This window comes from Paracoccus sp. (in: a-proteobacteria) (genome assembly GCF_032007265.1).
In the GTDB taxonomy this organism is placed as follows: domain Bacteria; phylum Pseudomonadota; class Alphaproteobacteria; order Rhodobacterales; family Rhodobacteraceae; genus Paracoccus.
On sequence record NZ_DALZMB010000031.1, the window covers coordinates 1 to 15196 of the forward strand.

General features: G+C 59.9%; 15 protein-coding genes. 9 read left to right on the top strand and 6 right to left on the bottom strand.

Features of this window, described 5'->3' with window-relative positions:
* Positions 1-59: 59 nt before the first annotated feature.
* Positions 60-455, bottom strand: coding sequence for a cupin domain-containing protein (locus RTS12_RS08685; protein WP_312527538.1), 396 nt, complete (start codon positions 453-455; stop codon positions 60-62).
* A 327-nt stretch (positions 456-782) separates the two neighbouring features.
* Here RTS12_RS08685 and RTS12_RS08690 point away from each other — a divergent pair, with 327 nt between their 5' ends.
* Positions 783-2432, top strand: a complete 1650-nt coding sequence (locus RTS12_RS08690; RefSeq protein ID WP_312527540.1) for a Na+/H+ antiporter — start codon at positions 783-785, stop codon at positions 2430-2432.
* A 34-nt stretch (positions 2433-2466) separates the two neighbouring features.
* On the opposite strand, the gene RTS12_RS08695 is transcribed toward RTS12_RS08690, so the two are convergent.
* On the bottom strand, positions 2467-3288 hold the full coding sequence (locus tag RTS12_RS08695) for a MurR/RpiR family transcriptional regulator (protein ID WP_312527542.1): 822 nt from the start codon (positions 3286-3288) through the stop codon (positions 2467-2469).
* Positions 3289-3810: 522 nt separating this feature from the next.
* On the opposite strand from RTS12_RS08695, the gene RTS12_RS08700 reads away from it, so the two are divergent.
* Positions 3811-4920 carry a class I SAM-dependent RNA methyltransferase gene (locus tag RTS12_RS08700; protein ID WP_409455677.1) on the top strand — a complete coding sequence of 370 codons (1110 nt, stop codon included), beginning with the start codon at positions 3811-3813 and terminating at the stop codon, positions 4918-4920.
* A gap of 51 nt (positions 4921-4971) precedes the next feature.
* Positions 4972-6135 (top strand): HPP family protein, encoded by a 1164-nt coding sequence (locus RTS12_RS08705; RefSeq protein WP_312527546.1) that lies wholly within the window; start codon positions 4972-4974, stop codon positions 6133-6135.
* Positions 6136-6198: 63 nt separating this feature from the next.
* On the opposite strand, the gene RTS12_RS08710 is transcribed toward RTS12_RS08705, so the two are convergent.
* Positions 6199-7137 (bottom strand): LysR substrate-binding domain-containing protein, encoded by a 939-nt coding sequence (locus RTS12_RS08710; RefSeq protein ID WP_312527548.1) that lies wholly within the window; start codon positions 7135-7137, stop codon positions 6199-6201.
* A gap of 112 nt (positions 7138-7249) precedes the next feature.
* Here RTS12_RS08710 and RTS12_RS08715 point away from each other — a divergent pair, with 112 nt between their 5' ends.
* On the top strand, positions 7250-8470 hold the full coding sequence (locus RTS12_RS08715; RefSeq protein ID WP_312527550.1) for an acyl-CoA dehydrogenase: 1221 nt from the start codon (positions 7250-7252) through the stop codon (positions 8468-8470).
* 66 nt (positions 8471-8536) lie between these two features.
* Positions 8537-8986, top strand: a complete 450-nt coding sequence (locus RTS12_RS08720; protein WP_312527552.1) for an NUDIX hydrolase — start codon at positions 8537-8539, stop codon at positions 8984-8986.
* A 50-nt stretch (positions 8987-9036) separates the two neighbouring features.
* Here the strand turns inward: RTS12_RS08720 and RTS12_RS08725 are convergent, their stop codons facing one another.
* Positions 9037-10317, bottom strand: coding sequence for a fused response regulator/phosphatase (locus RTS12_RS08725; RefSeq protein ID WP_312527554.1), 1281 nt, complete (start codon positions 10315-10317; stop codon positions 9037-9039).
* Positions 10318-10438: 121 nt separating this feature from the next.
* Between RTS12_RS08725 and RTS12_RS08730 the strand changes: the two genes are divergently transcribed.
* Positions 10439-10828 carry an Hpt domain-containing protein gene (locus tag RTS12_RS08730; protein ID WP_312527556.1) on the top strand — a complete coding sequence of 130 codons (390 nt, stop codon included), beginning with the start codon at positions 10439-10441 and terminating at the stop codon, positions 10826-10828.
* Here the strand turns inward: RTS12_RS08730 and ilvA are convergent.
* Entirely contained in the window at positions 10801-12036 is a 1236-nt protein-coding gene (gene ilvA / locus RTS12_RS08735) for a threonine ammonia-lyase IlvA (protein WP_312527558.1), read from the bottom strand. The two genes, RTS12_RS08730 and ilvA, sit on opposite strands and share 28 nt — an antisense overlap.
* A gap of 252 nt (positions 12037-12288) precedes the next feature.
* Between ilvA and RTS12_RS08740 the strand changes: the two genes are divergently transcribed.
* The 3 genes from RTS12_RS08740 to mog all read left to right on the top strand — a co-directional run bounded on the left by RTS12_RS08740 (position 12289) and on the right by mog (position 14601).
* Positions 12289-13512, top strand: coding sequence for an argininosuccinate synthase (locus tag RTS12_RS08740; RefSeq protein WP_312527560.1), 1224 nt, complete (start codon positions 12289-12291; stop codon positions 13510-13512).
* A 79-nt stretch (positions 13513-13591) separates the two neighbouring features.
* Complete coding sequence (locus RTS12_RS08745; protein ID WP_312527561.1) at positions 13592-13978, top strand: pyrimidine dimer DNA glycosylase/endonuclease V; 387 nt, start codon at positions 13592-13594, stop codon at positions 13976-13978.
* Positions 13979-14055: 77 nt separating this feature from the next.
* Positions 14056-14601 (top strand): molybdopterin adenylyltransferase, encoded by a 546-nt coding sequence (mog, locus tag RTS12_RS08750; protein ID WP_312527563.1) that lies wholly within the window; start codon positions 14056-14058, stop codon positions 14599-14601.
* Here the strand turns inward: mog and RTS12_RS08755 are convergent.
* Positions 14576-15187, bottom strand: a complete 612-nt coding sequence (locus RTS12_RS08755; protein ID WP_312527565.1) for a nucleoside/nucleotide kinase family protein — start codon at positions 15185-15187, stop codon at positions 14576-14578. The genes mog and RTS12_RS08755 overlap by 26 nt on opposite strands.
* Between the last annotated feature and the right edge of the window lie 9 nt (positions 15188-15196).

A 15196-nucleotide genomic window follows, 5' to 3' on the forward strand; every position in this document is an offset into this window, starting at 1 on the left:
GGCCCAGTCCTGATCGGGGCCATCGTGATGGGGCCAGAATTGTCGGTCTGGCTCGGCGGTTAGCCCAGATATTCTTGATCGGTGACATGCTCCAGCCATGTGACCGGGCTGCCATCCACCACCTCTTGGATGGCCAGATGGGTCATGGCGCTGTCGGGTGCGGCACCGTGCCAATGCCGCTCACCTGCGGCGAACCACACGACATCGCCCACGTTGACGGTTTCGATGGGGCCACCCTCGCGCTGAACCCGTCCGACGCCTTCGGTGATCAGCAGGGTCTGGCCAGCGGGATGCGTGTGCCAGGCCGTTCGTGCAGCCGGTGCAAAGCTGACTCTGGCCGATGCTGCCCGCCCCGGAGACTGCGCGGAAAAGATCGGCTGAACCTGTACTTGACCTGTAAAGTAATCGGCCGATCCGGCATCGATTTGACGCTCGTTTTTGCGGATAATTTTCATGGGATAGCCCCCTGTTCAAAACCTGTTCCCCTAAGGTAGGGGCGCAAGCCCTTGGTGTCATCCCGCGCGGGGGCATCATTTTATCCTGCTCACTTTCGCAAGAGCAGGGGAACCGCATGGGCAGGCTGGGATTGATCCGCAGCCCTGATCGCTTTCCCGGTCCGTGCTGCCTGCCCATGCCTGATGCGGTCTCATCGCCTAGCGATATGGGGCCGGGCGGACGGTGGCGTGGCAGTTTGGGCAAAGTGGCGGGTAAGGGCCGGGCGCAAGGCCGGGACCAATTAAGCGGGCACTTTGCGGGCAAGCGGTCGCGCGAAAGGGGGGCGTATGCAGGCGATCTCGACCGTGTTGATCATGTTGGTGGCGGTGGTCGCAAGCGGCGTATTGGTGCGTGTTTCTGCCCTCGCGCTGCCGCTGCCTTTGGTGCAGATCATGCTGGGCGCTGTGCTGGCAGGCGTCACCGATCTTGGCGTGCGCTTGGACCCGGATATGTTTTTCCTGCTGTTTTTGCCGCCTTTGCTGTTTCTGGATGGGTGGCGCATACCCAAAGAGGGGCTTTTGCGCGACAGGACCACCATCTTGCAATTGGCCTTTGGGCTGGTGATTTTCACCGTGCTGGGGGTGGGGCTTTTCATCCATTGGATGATCCCCGAGATGCCGCTTGCGGTGGCGTTCGCGCTTGCGGCGATCCTGTCACCGACCGATCCGGTGGCCGTCAGCTCGATCTCGGCACGGGTGCCGATCCCAAAGCGGATGATGCATATCCTTGAGGGGGAATCGCTGCTTAACGATGCCTCTGGGCTGGTATGTATGCGCTTTGCCGTGGCAGCCGCGATGACGGGGGCCTTTTCGCTGGCCGAGGCATCATTGACCTTTATCTGGCTGGTCGTCGGCGGGGTGCTTGCCGGACTTGGCGTCAGTTGGGGCATCACCACGGCCAAGGGCTGGCTCAGTGCGCGCTATGGCGAGGAAACCGGATCTGAAATCCTGATCAGCCTGATCATCCCCTTTTCCGCCTATACCTTGGCCGAGCATCTTGAGGCCTCGGGGATCTTGGCGGCCGTGGCGGCGGGGATGTTCATGAGCTTTAGCGAAAGAAGCGGTCAGGCCCTTGCCACCACACGCATGCGCCGCACGGCAGTTTGGGACGCGCTGCAATTCACGCTAAACGGCGTCATGTTCGTCCTGTTGGGCGAGCAACTGCCCCAAATCATCGCCAGCGCGGTCGGCGCCACGCAAGAGGCGGGCCATCATGATCCGATCTGGCTGCTGGTCTATGTGCTGGCGATTACCATGGCGCTGGCCGCGTTGCGCTTTTTGTGGGTCTGGGTCTCGTTGCGGCTGACGATCTTTCGCGCCGCGCGCAAGGGCGAGGCAGCATTGACGCCCGGATGGCGGCTGATTGCGGCGGTGTCATTGTCGGGTGTGCGCGGCGCGATCACCTTGGCCGGTATCCTGACTTTGCCCTATGTGCTGGCGGATGGCTCGCTGTTTCCGGCGCGGGCCTTGGCGATCTTTTTGGCAGCGGGGGTGATCATCTTGTCGCTGCTGGCTGCCAGCTTTTGCCTGCCGATGCTTTTGAGGGGGATCACCTTACCACCCGAGCCTCGCCATCAGCGCGAAGAGGATCTGGCCCGCCGTGCAGCAGCCGAGGCTGCCATCCGCGCGGTCGAGGCCGCGCAGCACCATCTAAGCCAACGCGACGATGCCGCCGAACTTTACGCCCCGGCGGCCGTGCGGGTCATGGATCTTTATCGCGAAAGGCTAGAGGCGCTGGCCACTGATGGCGAAAGCGAGGCGGGCGACGACCATCTGATGCGCCAGGAGATCAAGCGTCAGTTCTGGCTGACAGGCCTGCGCGCCGAGCGGGCCGAGATCTTTCATCTGGCGCGCCACGGCAATCTGCCCGAGGAAACTTTGCTGAAGCTGGTGCGTGAGATCGACCTGCTGGAAACGCGAATGGACGGCTCGTTTTGAAACGGGCCGCCCATTCGATTAGTGGTCGTTGCGGTCAGGCGCTGAAATCAAAGCCCTGTTGACCACGCGGCGCCGGCGCGGCGCGGCAGTCGTCAAAATGCTGTTTCAGATCGGCCATAAACGCGCGCCGCTTGGCCGAGGCCGCACCGATGCGCTGTGCCGTTGCTTTGGCCAGCAGATCCAAAAGCACTGCCATCACTGCGGGCGATTGCCCCTCATCGCGGCCAATCGCGCCCTGAAGAACCATTTCGGTGAAGTCGTAACCCCAGGTCGAGACGGCATCCGTGACGATGATTAGGGGAATCCCCATCTCTTTCACCCGCTGCGCCAGCAATTTGCTTTTGCGTGACAGCGGCGAGATATCGATCATCACCAGGCAATGATCACGGTCGCGCATGTCCAAAATCTCGGGACATAGGTTCGAGTGATCATCGATATAGCGCACATTCGGGCGCACATATTGCAGTGCCGTGGCAAAATCGATTGCCATGCCTTTGGTGGTGTGGAAACCGATCACGCTGACGAATTCATGATGGGCGAGCTGATTGGCGCAAATCTCCCAGCGTGGCAGGGCGGTCAGCCCATAAACGTCTGAAATCGCGCGCACTTCTTGTTGCAGGCGCTTTTCCAGCTTGTCGTTGCTAAGCGCATTCAGGTTCGCCCGTTGCACGGCATGGCTCAGATCAGGCGCATCGGCAGATTTGAGCGCTTCTTTGAAGTCTTTGAGGTTGCTGAAACCAAGCTGGCGAATAAAGCGAATGACCGTCATTTCGCTGATATTCAATGCTTGGGCAATCGATGCCCCGGTTTCGAATGCAAGGTTACGCCAGTTGTCGCGAAGATATGACGCAATCATACGACCCGAGCGCGACCAGCCTAGGTCCTCGCCTGCTAAACCTCGCTCAATGAAATGCGTCAGATCTGACGCGTTGCGCTTTTTTTCAGTTTGCACCAGTTGTACGTCTCCAACAAAATGCGGGGTTAAAATCGGCTTTTTTCGACGCAGCTATGACATTGATAAAATGTCAGTGTCTACGGGCAATCCACAGATTTTTTCTGACCGGACTTGCTCCTCCGTTCGATAGTCTTGGTCAAGTAACATTCACATGACATCAGGGCTTGTCTCGCCTTGACGGCGAAATTCCGCCTTGAGAGCTCTCGTAAAAGAATATTTTAATAAAGGTAAATGGGGGGAATGTAGCCGACCTGCCGCGTTAAGATAGTAAAAAAGACAGCCGTGTTAAGAAATTAACCATTTGTTCTTTGCACCCCCAAAACACTCAGCAAATGCGACGTTTCATGGGGTGTGCTGCGCTGTCATCAGGCTGCCTGATCCTTTTGTCTGGCCCCTCGGATGCAATCGGTCTATCTGGGCGGAATGGAAAAAGACGCGCAATTTGACATTTATCTGGTAGCCACTCCGGGGCTTGAGGCCCCGCTTTTGGCCGAGGCCCGCGAGGCCGGTTTCCCCGCCCAGGCTGCCGAAGGCGGCATCAGCTTTCGTGGCGGCTGGCCCGATGTCTGGCGCGCCAATCTTGATCTGCGCGGCGCGACGCGGGTTTTGGTGCGGATCGGCGCCTTCCGCGCCTTGCATCTGGCGCAGCTCGACAAGCGGGCACGCAAGTTTCCTTGGGCGGATTTTTTGCGCAAAGATGTGGCGCTGCGGGTGGAAACCACCTGCCGCCAGTCACGGATCTATCACGCAGGCGCTGCCAGTCAGCGGATCGAAAAGGCCCTGATCGAAGAGCTGGGCGTGACGCTGGACCCGACCTCGTCCTTGGTCGTCAAAGTTCGCATCGAGGATGATCTTTGCACCATATCTTTGGATTCAACCGGCGAATCCCTGCATAAGCGCGGCCATAAAGAGGCCGTGGGCAAGGCGCCGATGCGTGAAACCATGGCCGCAATGTTTCTGCGCGAGGCGGGCTTTACCGGAACCGAGCCCGTGCTGGATCCGATGTGCGGATCGGGCACCTTTCCGATCGAGGCGGCCGAAATTGCGCTGGGTTTGCAGCCGGGTCGCTCGCGTAAATTCGCCTTTGAAGATTTCGCAAGTTTTGATGCCCAAGGTTTTGCAGCCCTGCGTCGGGGGGCAGTCCGCCCCGCACCAAGCTTCAAGTTCTATGGCAGCGACCGTGATGCAGGGGCGATTTTGTCGTGCCGCAAAAACGCCGAACGTGCCGGCGTCGAGGCGTTGACCCAGTTCGAAAACCGCTCGATTAGCGACATCACGCCCCCCGAAGGCCCCAAAGGTCTGGTCATCATCAACCCGCCCTATGGCGCGCGGATTGGCAATAAAAAGCCCCTGTTTGCGTTGCATGGCGCGCTGGGACAGGTGTTGAAAGAGCGGTTTTCCGGCTGGCGGGTGGCGATCGTTACCAGCGAGCCCTCGCTTGCCAAGGCGACGGGACTGCCGCTTGAGGCCGGGCCTTATGTCGCGCATGGTGGGCTGAAAGTGCGGCTTTATCAGACCAAACCCTTGCCCTGACCTAAACCCTTTTCCTGACCTGCGGGCCGCCTCTCGTCGGAGATCCTTCAGATGAGCCATCCACATCCGCGATTTACATTGCGCCAACTTGGTCCAGCAATGGGACGCGCAGCCGGGCCCGAGATGGTGCGTGCAGCCGTCGGAGCCTTTATTGGGGTGCTGCTGCTAGAGCTGCTGATCGCGCTTTCGCCGCTTGGACGCCAGCTGGGCGTTTATATGCTGGCCCCATTCGGTGCGACCTCATTTTTGCTTTTTGCGGTCCCCAACAGCCCCTTGGCCCAGCCTTGGTCCGCAATCGTGGGCAATGGTGTTGCCGCGGTGGCCGGGGTGGCGGCGACATTGTGGCTGCCCGATCCGATCTGGCGTGCGGCGGCGGCCATCGGCGGGGCGATTGCGCTGATGCATCTGTGTCGTGCGCTGCATCCGCCGGGGGGCGCCGTCGCGCTGACGGCAGCGCTGGCGCCGGATGCTATCCAGGATCTGGGTTTCCTTTTTGTCCTGACGCCTGTGATGTTGGGGACGGTGATCCTTGCCCTTTTGGCTGCGGCCTATGCCAGTTTGACCGGGCGGCGCTATCCGTTTCGCCAGATCGATGAACCCCATGTGCCCGAAATGGACGAAGAGCCGCATCGCGATCCTTTGGGCCTGAGCCGGGACGAATTGGCCGATCTGATCAGCGATTTTCGCCAGGCCCCCAATATCGGGGTCGAGGATCTGGCGCGTTTGATCGCCGCCGCCGAGGATCGTGCGGCCAGCATGCGGTTGGGCAATCTGACCTGCGGTGACGTGATGACACCCAAGCCGGTGACGGTGGATGTGCTGACCTCGCTGGATCAGATTGGCCGCCTGTTTGCCGATCTGGGCTATACCGCCTTGCCCGTAACCGATGGAGATCAGCACTTTCGCGGGGTGATCTTCCAAATTCACCTGATCCGCCTTGCGGTAGAGCAGGCAGAACGGGCCAGCCATCCGCGCAGTTTGCGCGCTGTGATGGGGCGGATTTTGGGGCAGGGGACGACGCTCTATGCCCAAGATATCATGCGTGCTGATGGCCCGCGCCTGACGGTTAATGATCCGGCGATCGCCCTGATGCCCTTGTTGGCCGAAGGGCTGCGCGAGGCGGTGCCGATCCTGGATGGCGGGCGCATCGTTGGGATTGTCACCCGCACGGACCTGCTGGCTCATCTGGAAAAAGAATTGGTGCGCCGGGTCTAGCGATAAGGGAAAGCTGCGGCCAAAGGGCCGGGTGTGGCTGCTTTTGCCGCCGATCTTTGGCGCTTAGGGCTGTGGCGGTTGTTCTGCCTGTGCTTGTGCTTGTGCTTGTGCGACCAGCCAGTCGCGAAACTCGGTCTCGGGGCCGTCCGTTGCGCGTTCAGCGGGCATGATCAGCGCATAGGTCGAGCCGCGCAGGCGGCGGTCGCTGACGCGGGCAAGGGTGGCGCTGCGCAATTCATCTTCGACCAGAATTTCGGGGACAAGGCCCACACCCATGCCCGCTTTGGCGGCATTTGCCACCATGCCGAAATGAGCAAATCGCGCGCCACGACTGAAGGTCACCGGATCGATTTCAGTCAGGCCAAACCAGTCCAGCCACAGATGCGGCCGGGTTTCTTGCTGTAACAGCGGATAGCGCGTCAGCAGCCGGTTTTCCTCGTCGATGTCTTGGGCCTCGGTCTCGAAGCGGATCTGGCGGGCAAGGGCCGGGCTTGCCACGGCGATCAGATATTCCTGCATCAGGGGGAAAACGGCGCTGCCCGCTGGCGCCTGCTTCAGATGGTGGATCACCATATCATGATGGGCGCTGGAAAACTCTGGCATGTCCAGCCGCGAGGACAGATCAAAGGTGATGTCGGGCGCCAGCCGGTTGAAGGCGGCCAATCGCGGCACCAGCCACCGTTCAGCAAGCGTCGGCAGGCAGCTGATCCGGATCACCTGATCCGAGCCAAAGGCCATTGCGCGCAGCGCCGAACGATCCAGATTGCTCAGGATTTCTTGGGCATCGCGTAAAAAGGCGCGACCGGTATCGGAAAGGGTGAGGCGCTGACGCATGCGATGAAAAAGCGCCACCCCCATGCGGTTCTCTAACGAGATGACCGCCCGGCTGACCGCGCTTTGCGTCAGGCCCAATTCCTTGGCCGCATCGGTCGTCGACAGGCTTAACCCGCAGGCCACAAAGGCCTGAAGTTCCGACAGCGTGGGGATATATGCCTTGGCCATGATCTTAAGCTCATGCGGATTGCTCATAAACTAAGGATGGTTTCTCATTTTAACGCAAGGATAAGATGCGCTAGATTAGACGCAATCCGCATATCTACCGAAGGGTAAGACCATGACCCAACCTCAGCCGCTGAAAGCCAAGGAACGCCCCGATCTTGCCCGTTTCAACTGGGAAGATCCGCTGGACCTGAACGGAATGCTGTCCGAAGACGAGCGTATGCTGCGCGATGCCGCGCGCGCCTATGCGCAAGACAAGCTGCAACCGCGCGTCATCGCCGCCTTTCGCGAGGAAAAGACCGATCCGGCGATCTTTGCCGAAATGGGCGAGATGGGTCTGTTGGGTGTGACCATTCCCGAGGAGTACGGCGGTCTGGGCGGGAATTACGTCAGCTATGGCCTGATCGCCCGCGAGGTCGAGCGTGTCGATTCGGGCTATCGCTCGATGATGTCGGTGCAAAGCTCGTTGGTGATGTATCCGATCTATGCCTATGGCAGCGAGGAGCAGCGCCGCAAATATTTGCCCAAACTCGCCTCGGGCGAGTGGATCGGCTGCTTTGGCTTGACCGAACCCGATGCGGGCTCGGACCCCGCCGGGATGCGGACGGTCGCGCGCAAAACGGCGGGCGGATATGTTCTGAACGGCTCGAAAATGTGGATCTCGAACGCGCCGATTGCGGATGTTTTCGTGGTTTGGGCCAAATCCGAGGAACATGGCGGCAAGATCCGCGGCTTTGTTCTGGACAAGGGCACCAAGGGTCTGTCGGCCCCAAAGATCGAAGGGAAGCTGTCCCTTCGCGCCTCGATCACAGGCGAGATCGTCATGGAAAATGTCGAGGTCTCCGACGAGGCCTTGTTGCCCTATGTCGAGGGGCTGAAAGGGCCGTTTGGCTGTTTGAACCGGGCGCGCTTTGGCATCGCATGGGGCGCGATGGGGGCTGCCGAGTTCTGCTATCACGCCGCGCGCCAATATGGTCTTGATCGCCATCAATTCAAAAAGCCATTGGCCCAGACCCAGCTTTTCCAGCTGAAACTGGCAGATATGATGACGGAAATCACTTTGGGCCTTCAGGCGGCGTTGCAGGTCGGCCGGCTGATGGATGCCGGAAATGCCGCGCCCGAGATGATCTCGCTGATCAAGCGCAACAATTGTGGCAAAGCCCTGAACATCGCCCGTGTCGCCCGTGACATGCATGGTGGCAACGGCATCTCGGAAGAGTTCCAGGTCATGCGCCATATGGTCAACCTTGAGACGGTTAACACCTATGAAGGTACGCATGACGTTCATGCGCTGATCCTTGGGCGCGCCATTACCGGGCTGCAAGCCTTTGCCTGATCGCCACGTGATCGCGGATCGGGATCAAAGCTTGGTCGGGTATCCGGCCAAGCCGCAGGGGCTGTCATGATCCCTCGGTTTGGGCAGATCCAGCCGGGGCGGGCCTATCGCCGCAGGCCCGGCGCCTATGCTATTTTGGTGCGCGATGGCTCGGCGCTTTTGACTTTTCAACAGGCGCCTGTGCCTGAATATCAGCTGCCCGGTGGTGGTATTGATCCCGGCGAGGCCGCCATACCCGCATTGCACCGCGAAGTGCGTGAGGAAACCGGCTGGTCGATTTCGCGGCCGCGCTTTTTGGGGCAGTATCGGCGTTTTTGCTTCATGCCCGATTACGATCTATGGGCAGAGAAGGTCTGTTCGATCTGGCTGGCACGGCCGATTCTGTGCCTAGGACCGCCAACCGAGGCAGGGCACCGCGCGGAATGGGTCGGTTTGGACCACGTCGCGGAGAGGTTGGCAGATGCGGGATCACGCGCCATGCTGGGCCGGTTCGCAAGCCAGATCCGGGCAGGCTAACGAAAGGGTGCAGCTGGGCGTGCGAAGGTAAAGGCGCAGCCGGGCTTGCATCAATCGGGCAGGGGTGTGGAGCGATCGCTTGGGCTGCGCTCGATCAGAACCGCCGAAACATCGTCGCTGCGTTTGCCTTCGGCATAGGTCGAAACCGACCATGACAAGGATTCCAGAAAAGCCTCGCCATGAAGGGTGGCATTGGTCCTAAGAATGGCGCCCAGACCCTCGTCACCCAGCGGAACCCCGGCAGAGTTTTCGCAATCGGTGATGCCGTCCGAGACCGCAATCAAACGATCGCCGGGCCCAAGATAAAGCTCGATCTCTTCGAAAGGTGCTGCGGGCATGATGCCGACCGGAAGCCCGCCCTGACCGATCTTTTCGATGCGCCCATCCGCGCGCTGGATGAAGGGATGGGGGTGGCCGGCCTGAACCAGTTTCATCTTGCCGTTAAGCACATCCAGATCGGCGTAAATCATTGTGTAATAAGCATCTGTTCGCAACTCCTCGAGCATTTGCATGTTCAGGATCTGCAACAGCTCACCCGGCGGGCGTGCCTCATAAAGGCCTAAGGGGGTGGTTGTCAGGGCAAGGTTTTGATCGGTGCTGTCCGACAGTTGCGCCGCCAGCCGCGCCGTCAAAAGTGCCGAGGTGACCCCGTGGCCCGAGACATCCAGCGCATAGATGCCCACCCTGCGCGCATTGATCGGGAAAAATCCAACCATATCGCCGCCAATATGCCCCGCCGGGCGCAGCAAAAGCGACAGGTTGAACTCGCCAAAGCGGCCACTGCGTTCGCGGACAAGGCGCTGTTGCAAGATACGCGCATCGCAAAGGTCGCGCTCCATGGCCTGCTGGGTTTCGCGCAACTGATCGACGGCATGTTGCAGCTCGCGATTGGTGGCGCGAAGCCTTTCCTCCATCGTCAGGATACGTTCTGCGACGGATAGCTGAGACAAAAGTTCAGCCCCCGAGATGGGCTTGGTCAGAAACGCATCCGCCCCCGCCGCCAACCCTGCCGTCACATCCTGACGGGTCGATTTTGCGGTCAGCAAAATGAAGTAACTATAGCCCCGTCGGTCATCTTTTCGAAGCGTGCGACAGAAATCGAGGCCGGTCCCCGCCGGAAGCACCCAATCCGAGATGATGATATCGGGGCGCTCTTGTTGGATCAGCGTCATGGCATCGGGCAATGAGCCTGCCTCGGCAACCCGGTAGCCTTTGCGCTGAAGTTGCAGGGCCAATATCCGCCTTTGGGCGGTGCTATGATCCACCAGCAGCACCAGCCTGCCCGAAGGCAAGCGATGGTGAACAAGGGGCTGATGAATCGAATCTAGCATGAGATCGATCTAGCGCATCAAGCGTGAATTCCAGGTTAACTCATAAAAATCAAAGCATTAATCGAATGCTAATTCTATGAGCTTAAAACAGCCCTTGTGACTAGGGCGAATCGGACGGGCAATGATTGACTGGGACCGCGTGAATGAGATGCAAAACGAGATCGGCGAGGCCGATTTCGGCACGATCCTCGAGCTGTTTCTGGATGAGATCGAAACGATCACATTCCGCCTGAGCCAGGATGACGCTGCCCGTATGGAAACCGACTTTCATTATCTCAAGGGCTGCGCGCGCAATCTGGGCTTTCGTGCCCTTGCTCGCCTTTGTGAGGAATTCGAGGGGTTGGTGATCGCAGGTCGGGGGGCCGAGCTGGACCTGCGCCATGTGCTGGACAGCTATGCGACCAGCAAGCAGATCTTTATTCACGCGCTGGCCGAGCAAAGGGGCCGGTTGCCGCAGACAAGCCACGGCAACAGCCCGTCGGTTCAGATCAGAAACTCGGCCAAGATCTGATCGTGGGTAATGTCGCGATAGCCAAAACCCTGCTCATCAAGTCGGTCGCAAAGGCGCTTGAGGTTTTCCGAGGAGGTCGTCTCGATGCCGATCAGTACCGAACCAAAGTTGCGCGCCGATTTTTTGAGATATTCAAAACGTGCGACGTCATCATCTGGGCCAAGCAGCTGCAGAAAGTCCTTCAGCGCGCCGGGGCGCTGGGGCAGGCGCAAGATGAAATAGCGCTTGAGCCCCGAGTACCTTTGGGCGCGTTCCTTGACCTCGGGCAGGCGCTCGAAATCGAAATTCCCGCCCGAGCAGACGCAGACAATGCGTTTACCGGCCAGATGATCCATATCCTGCAAGACATCGACGGACAAAGCGCCCGCAGGCTCCAGGACAATTCCCTCGACGTTCAGCATTTCGAGCATGGTGGCGCTGATGCGATCTTCGGGTGCCGTTTGCACCTGCTGGGGCGAAAAGCGCTTCAATTCGTCAAAGGGCAGCTTGCCGATACGCGCAACCGCCGCACCATCGACAAAATTATCGACCGAGGGCAGGGATACCGGCTCACCGGCCTCTAATGCGGCGCGCAAACTGGCCCCGCCTTCGGGTTCGGCAAAGGCAAAGGCGCAATCGGGTGCCGATTCGGCAAAGAATTTTGCAATGCCCGACGACAGCCCGCCACCACCGACTGGCAGCACCACCAGATCGGGTGCACCGCCCAGCTGCTCTAGGATCTCAAGCGCGACGGTCGCCTGACCTTCGATGACATCGGCATCATCGAAAGGCGACAAAAAGGTCGCGCGCTGGCTGCGGGCGAAATCCTGTGCTGCTGCAAGGGTCTGATCGAAGTAATCCCCGGTCAGCACGACCTCGATATTCGCGCCACCAAAAATGCGCGTCTTGGCAATTTTTTGTTGTGGCGTGGTGATCGGCATGAAGATCGTGCCCTTGGCGCCGAATTCACGGCAGGCATAGGCGACGCCTTGGGCGTGATTGCCGGCGCTGGCGCAAACGAAATGCCCGCTCGCCGCGCCCACTTTGCGCATCGCATTATAGGCGCCGCGCAGCTTATAGCTGCGCACCGGCGTCAGATCTTCGCGTTTCAGCCAAATCTCGGCGCCGTATTTCGCCGAAAGATGGTCATTCTTCTGCAGCGGGGTCGGCTCGAAGAGGTCGCGCAACGCGATCTCTGCCTGGCGGACAGAGTCGGAGAAATGTGTCATCGGATTTCATTGCCGCGAAACGGATCGACCCGCAAGTGCTGATGCGTGGCCTCTGACTTTCAGATGGACCCCAAGGATAGGATGTGGCGCCCTGCGTCAGCTGCTGGGTGTGATCGGCGCCGCGTGACAATCGCCCCACCCGCGGCAATAGTTGTAGATTGCGCCTGTAAAAGGGCGCGCCATGTGACTTGCCCTTGTTACAGGCCGGAAAAAGTCCTATTCCCGCTCGAAATTCGACAAAGGATAAGCCGCATGTCCGACGCGCCCAAAAAAGTCGTCCTTGCCTATTCGGGCGGGCTCGATACCTCGATCATCCTGAAATGGCTTCAGACCGAATACGGTTGTGAGGTCGTGACCTTCACCGCTGACCTTGGTCAGGGCGAAGAGCTGGAACCGGCCCGCAAAAAGGCCGAGATGTTGGGGATCAAACCCGAGAACATCCACATCGAGGATCTGCGCGAAGAATTCGTGCGCGATTTCGTGTTCCCGATGTTCCGCGCCAATGCGGTCTATGAGGGCCAATACCTTCTGGGCACGTCGATCGCGCGGCCGTTGATCTCGAAGCGTCTGGTCGAAATCGCCAAGGAAACCGGTGCGGATGCTGTCGCGCATGGCGCCACCGGCAAGGGCAACGATCAGGTGCGTTTCGAAATCGCCGCCTATGCGCTGGACCCGTCGATCAAGGTGATTGCGCCTTGGCGCCTGTGGGATTTGACCTCGCGCACGCGCTTGCTTGAATTCGCAGAGGCAAACCAGATCCCGGTGGCCAAGGACAAGCGCGGCGAGGCTCCCTTCTCGGTGGATGCGAACCTGCTGCACACCTCGTCCGAAGGTAAGGTTCTGGAGAACCCCGCTGATGAGGCACCCGATTACGTCTATCAGCGCACCGTGAACCCGGAAGACGCGCCCAACACCCCCGAGTTTATCGAGATCACCTTTGAAAAAGGCGATGCGGTCGCGATCAATGGCGAGGCCATGTCGCCTGCGACCATTCTGACCGCGCTGAACGAATATGGCCGCAAGCACGGCATCGGCCGCCTTGATCTGGTCGAAAACCGCTTCGTGGGCATGAAATCGCGCGGCGTCTATGAAACCCCCGGCGGCACCATCTTGCTCGAGGCCCATCGCGGCATCGAACAGATCACCCTTGATCGCGGCGCAGGCCACCTCAAGGACCAGATCATGCCGCAATATGCCGAGCTGATCTATAACGGTTTCTGGTTCTCGCCCGAGCGCGAGATGCTGCAGGCTTTGATCGACAAAAGCCAAGAGCATGTCACCGGCACGGTGCGCGTGAAGCTGTACAAAGGCCTTGCCCGCACCGTGGCGCGTTGGTCCGATCACAGCCTTTATTCGGAAAAGCACGTCACCTTTGAAGAGGATGCGGGCGCCTATGATCAAAAGGATGCAGCGGGCTTTATCAAGCTGAACGCCCTGCGCCTTAAGCTGATCGGCAACCGCAACGCAAAATTCTGATTTTGTAACCAACAGGGCCGCGAGGGAAACTCGCGGCCCTGTTTCTTTTGACCAAGGCCATAAGCTTTCCCGGTGCCCCGTGACCCGCATCAATTGCATCCCGCCAGACGAATTGACGCGCGCGCATCTGGTTGCGGAATATCGCGAATTGCCACGCATTTTCTCGTTGGTACGGGCGGCCATAACCCGGGGCGAAAGCCCTGATGATCCCCGCAATCCGACCGAATACCGCCTGGGGGCGGGCCATGTGCGCTTTTTCTATCCAAGGCTGGGCTATCTGGCAAAGCGGCAGGCTGCATTGGTGGCGGAAATGCTGGCGCGTGGCTATGCTCCGGGTTTTACGCAGACCGATCATCTTTTAGACGGCATTCCCCCTGATTGGTGCGGGGATTGGCACCCGTCCTCGCAGGCCCTATCGCTCAACCGCGCCCGAATTGCCGAGCGTTTGCGCCCCAAGTCGGAATAGGCAGCTCACACTTTCCTTTTCGGACGGGCTTACCCATGATGAGGCCTGCCCTCTCGACAGTTTGCTAAGGAAAACCGATGTCCGATCTCGCCCATATTGCTATCGTCACCGTATCCGACCGCGCCAGCCGTGGCGAATACGAGGATAAGGGTGGCCCGGGCGCCGAAGATTGGCTGCGCGCCACCATCACCTCACCGATGCAAATCACGCGCCGCATTATCCCAGACGGGCGCGATTATGTTGCAGCCTGCCTGCGCGAGCTGGCCGATGGCAGCGCCGATCTGGTGCGGGCCGATCTGATCCTGATCACGGGTGGCACCGGGCCGGGTCTGCGTGACGAGACCCCCGAGGGCATGGCAGATGTCATCGAAAAGGAACTGCCCGGTTTTGGCGAGGAAATGCGCCGCGCCAGTCTGCGCGAGGTCCCGACCGCGATCTTGTCGCGTCAAACCGCCGGGCTGCGCGGTGCGACACTGATGATCACCATTCCCGGCAAGCCTTCGGCGATTGCCACCTGTCTCGATGCGGTTTTCGCGGCCGTTCCCTATTGCCTTGATCTGATCGGGGCCGCCCGGATCGAAACGGATCCCGCGCGCATCAAGGCTTTCCGCCCCAAGGGCTAAGAACCACCCCCGAAGGCAGGCAAGACCCCACAACCAGCGCGGCATTGGCCAGATCATTGGCCAAATGCGCGCCAACTTCAGCAGGCTGGCAGCCAAGTTCCTGCCAGCGGCGCTGTAGCCGCGCTTTCAAGATCTCATCGGGGACGCTCAGCATGACCGACAGATCCCACAAAGGCGCCAGCTCGCGCCAGATCGGCCGGTCAAGCAACAGATAATTGCCCTCGATGATCACGGTCTGACTGGATGCCTCGACCAGGCCCGCTCCGGCAATCGCCAGATCTCTCACCCGATCAAACTGCGGATAAACTACCGCGCCTCCGGCCTTCAGCCGCTGCACCATCGCCAGAAAGCCCGCCGCGTCAAAGCTTTCAGCCGATCCTTTGCGATCCCTCAGCCCCGCCAGATCCAACAGGCTATTGTCCAGATGAAACCCATCCATCGGCACCAGCGCCGCGCCGGGTATCGCTGCACTCAGCCCCGCTGCCAGATGTGACTTTCCTGCTCCGGGCGGCCCGGCGATGGCAATCAGCCGACGTCCGTCCCCCAACCCCTCGATCAGCCCGCGCAGTCTCTCGATGTCTTCCATGTCCAAATA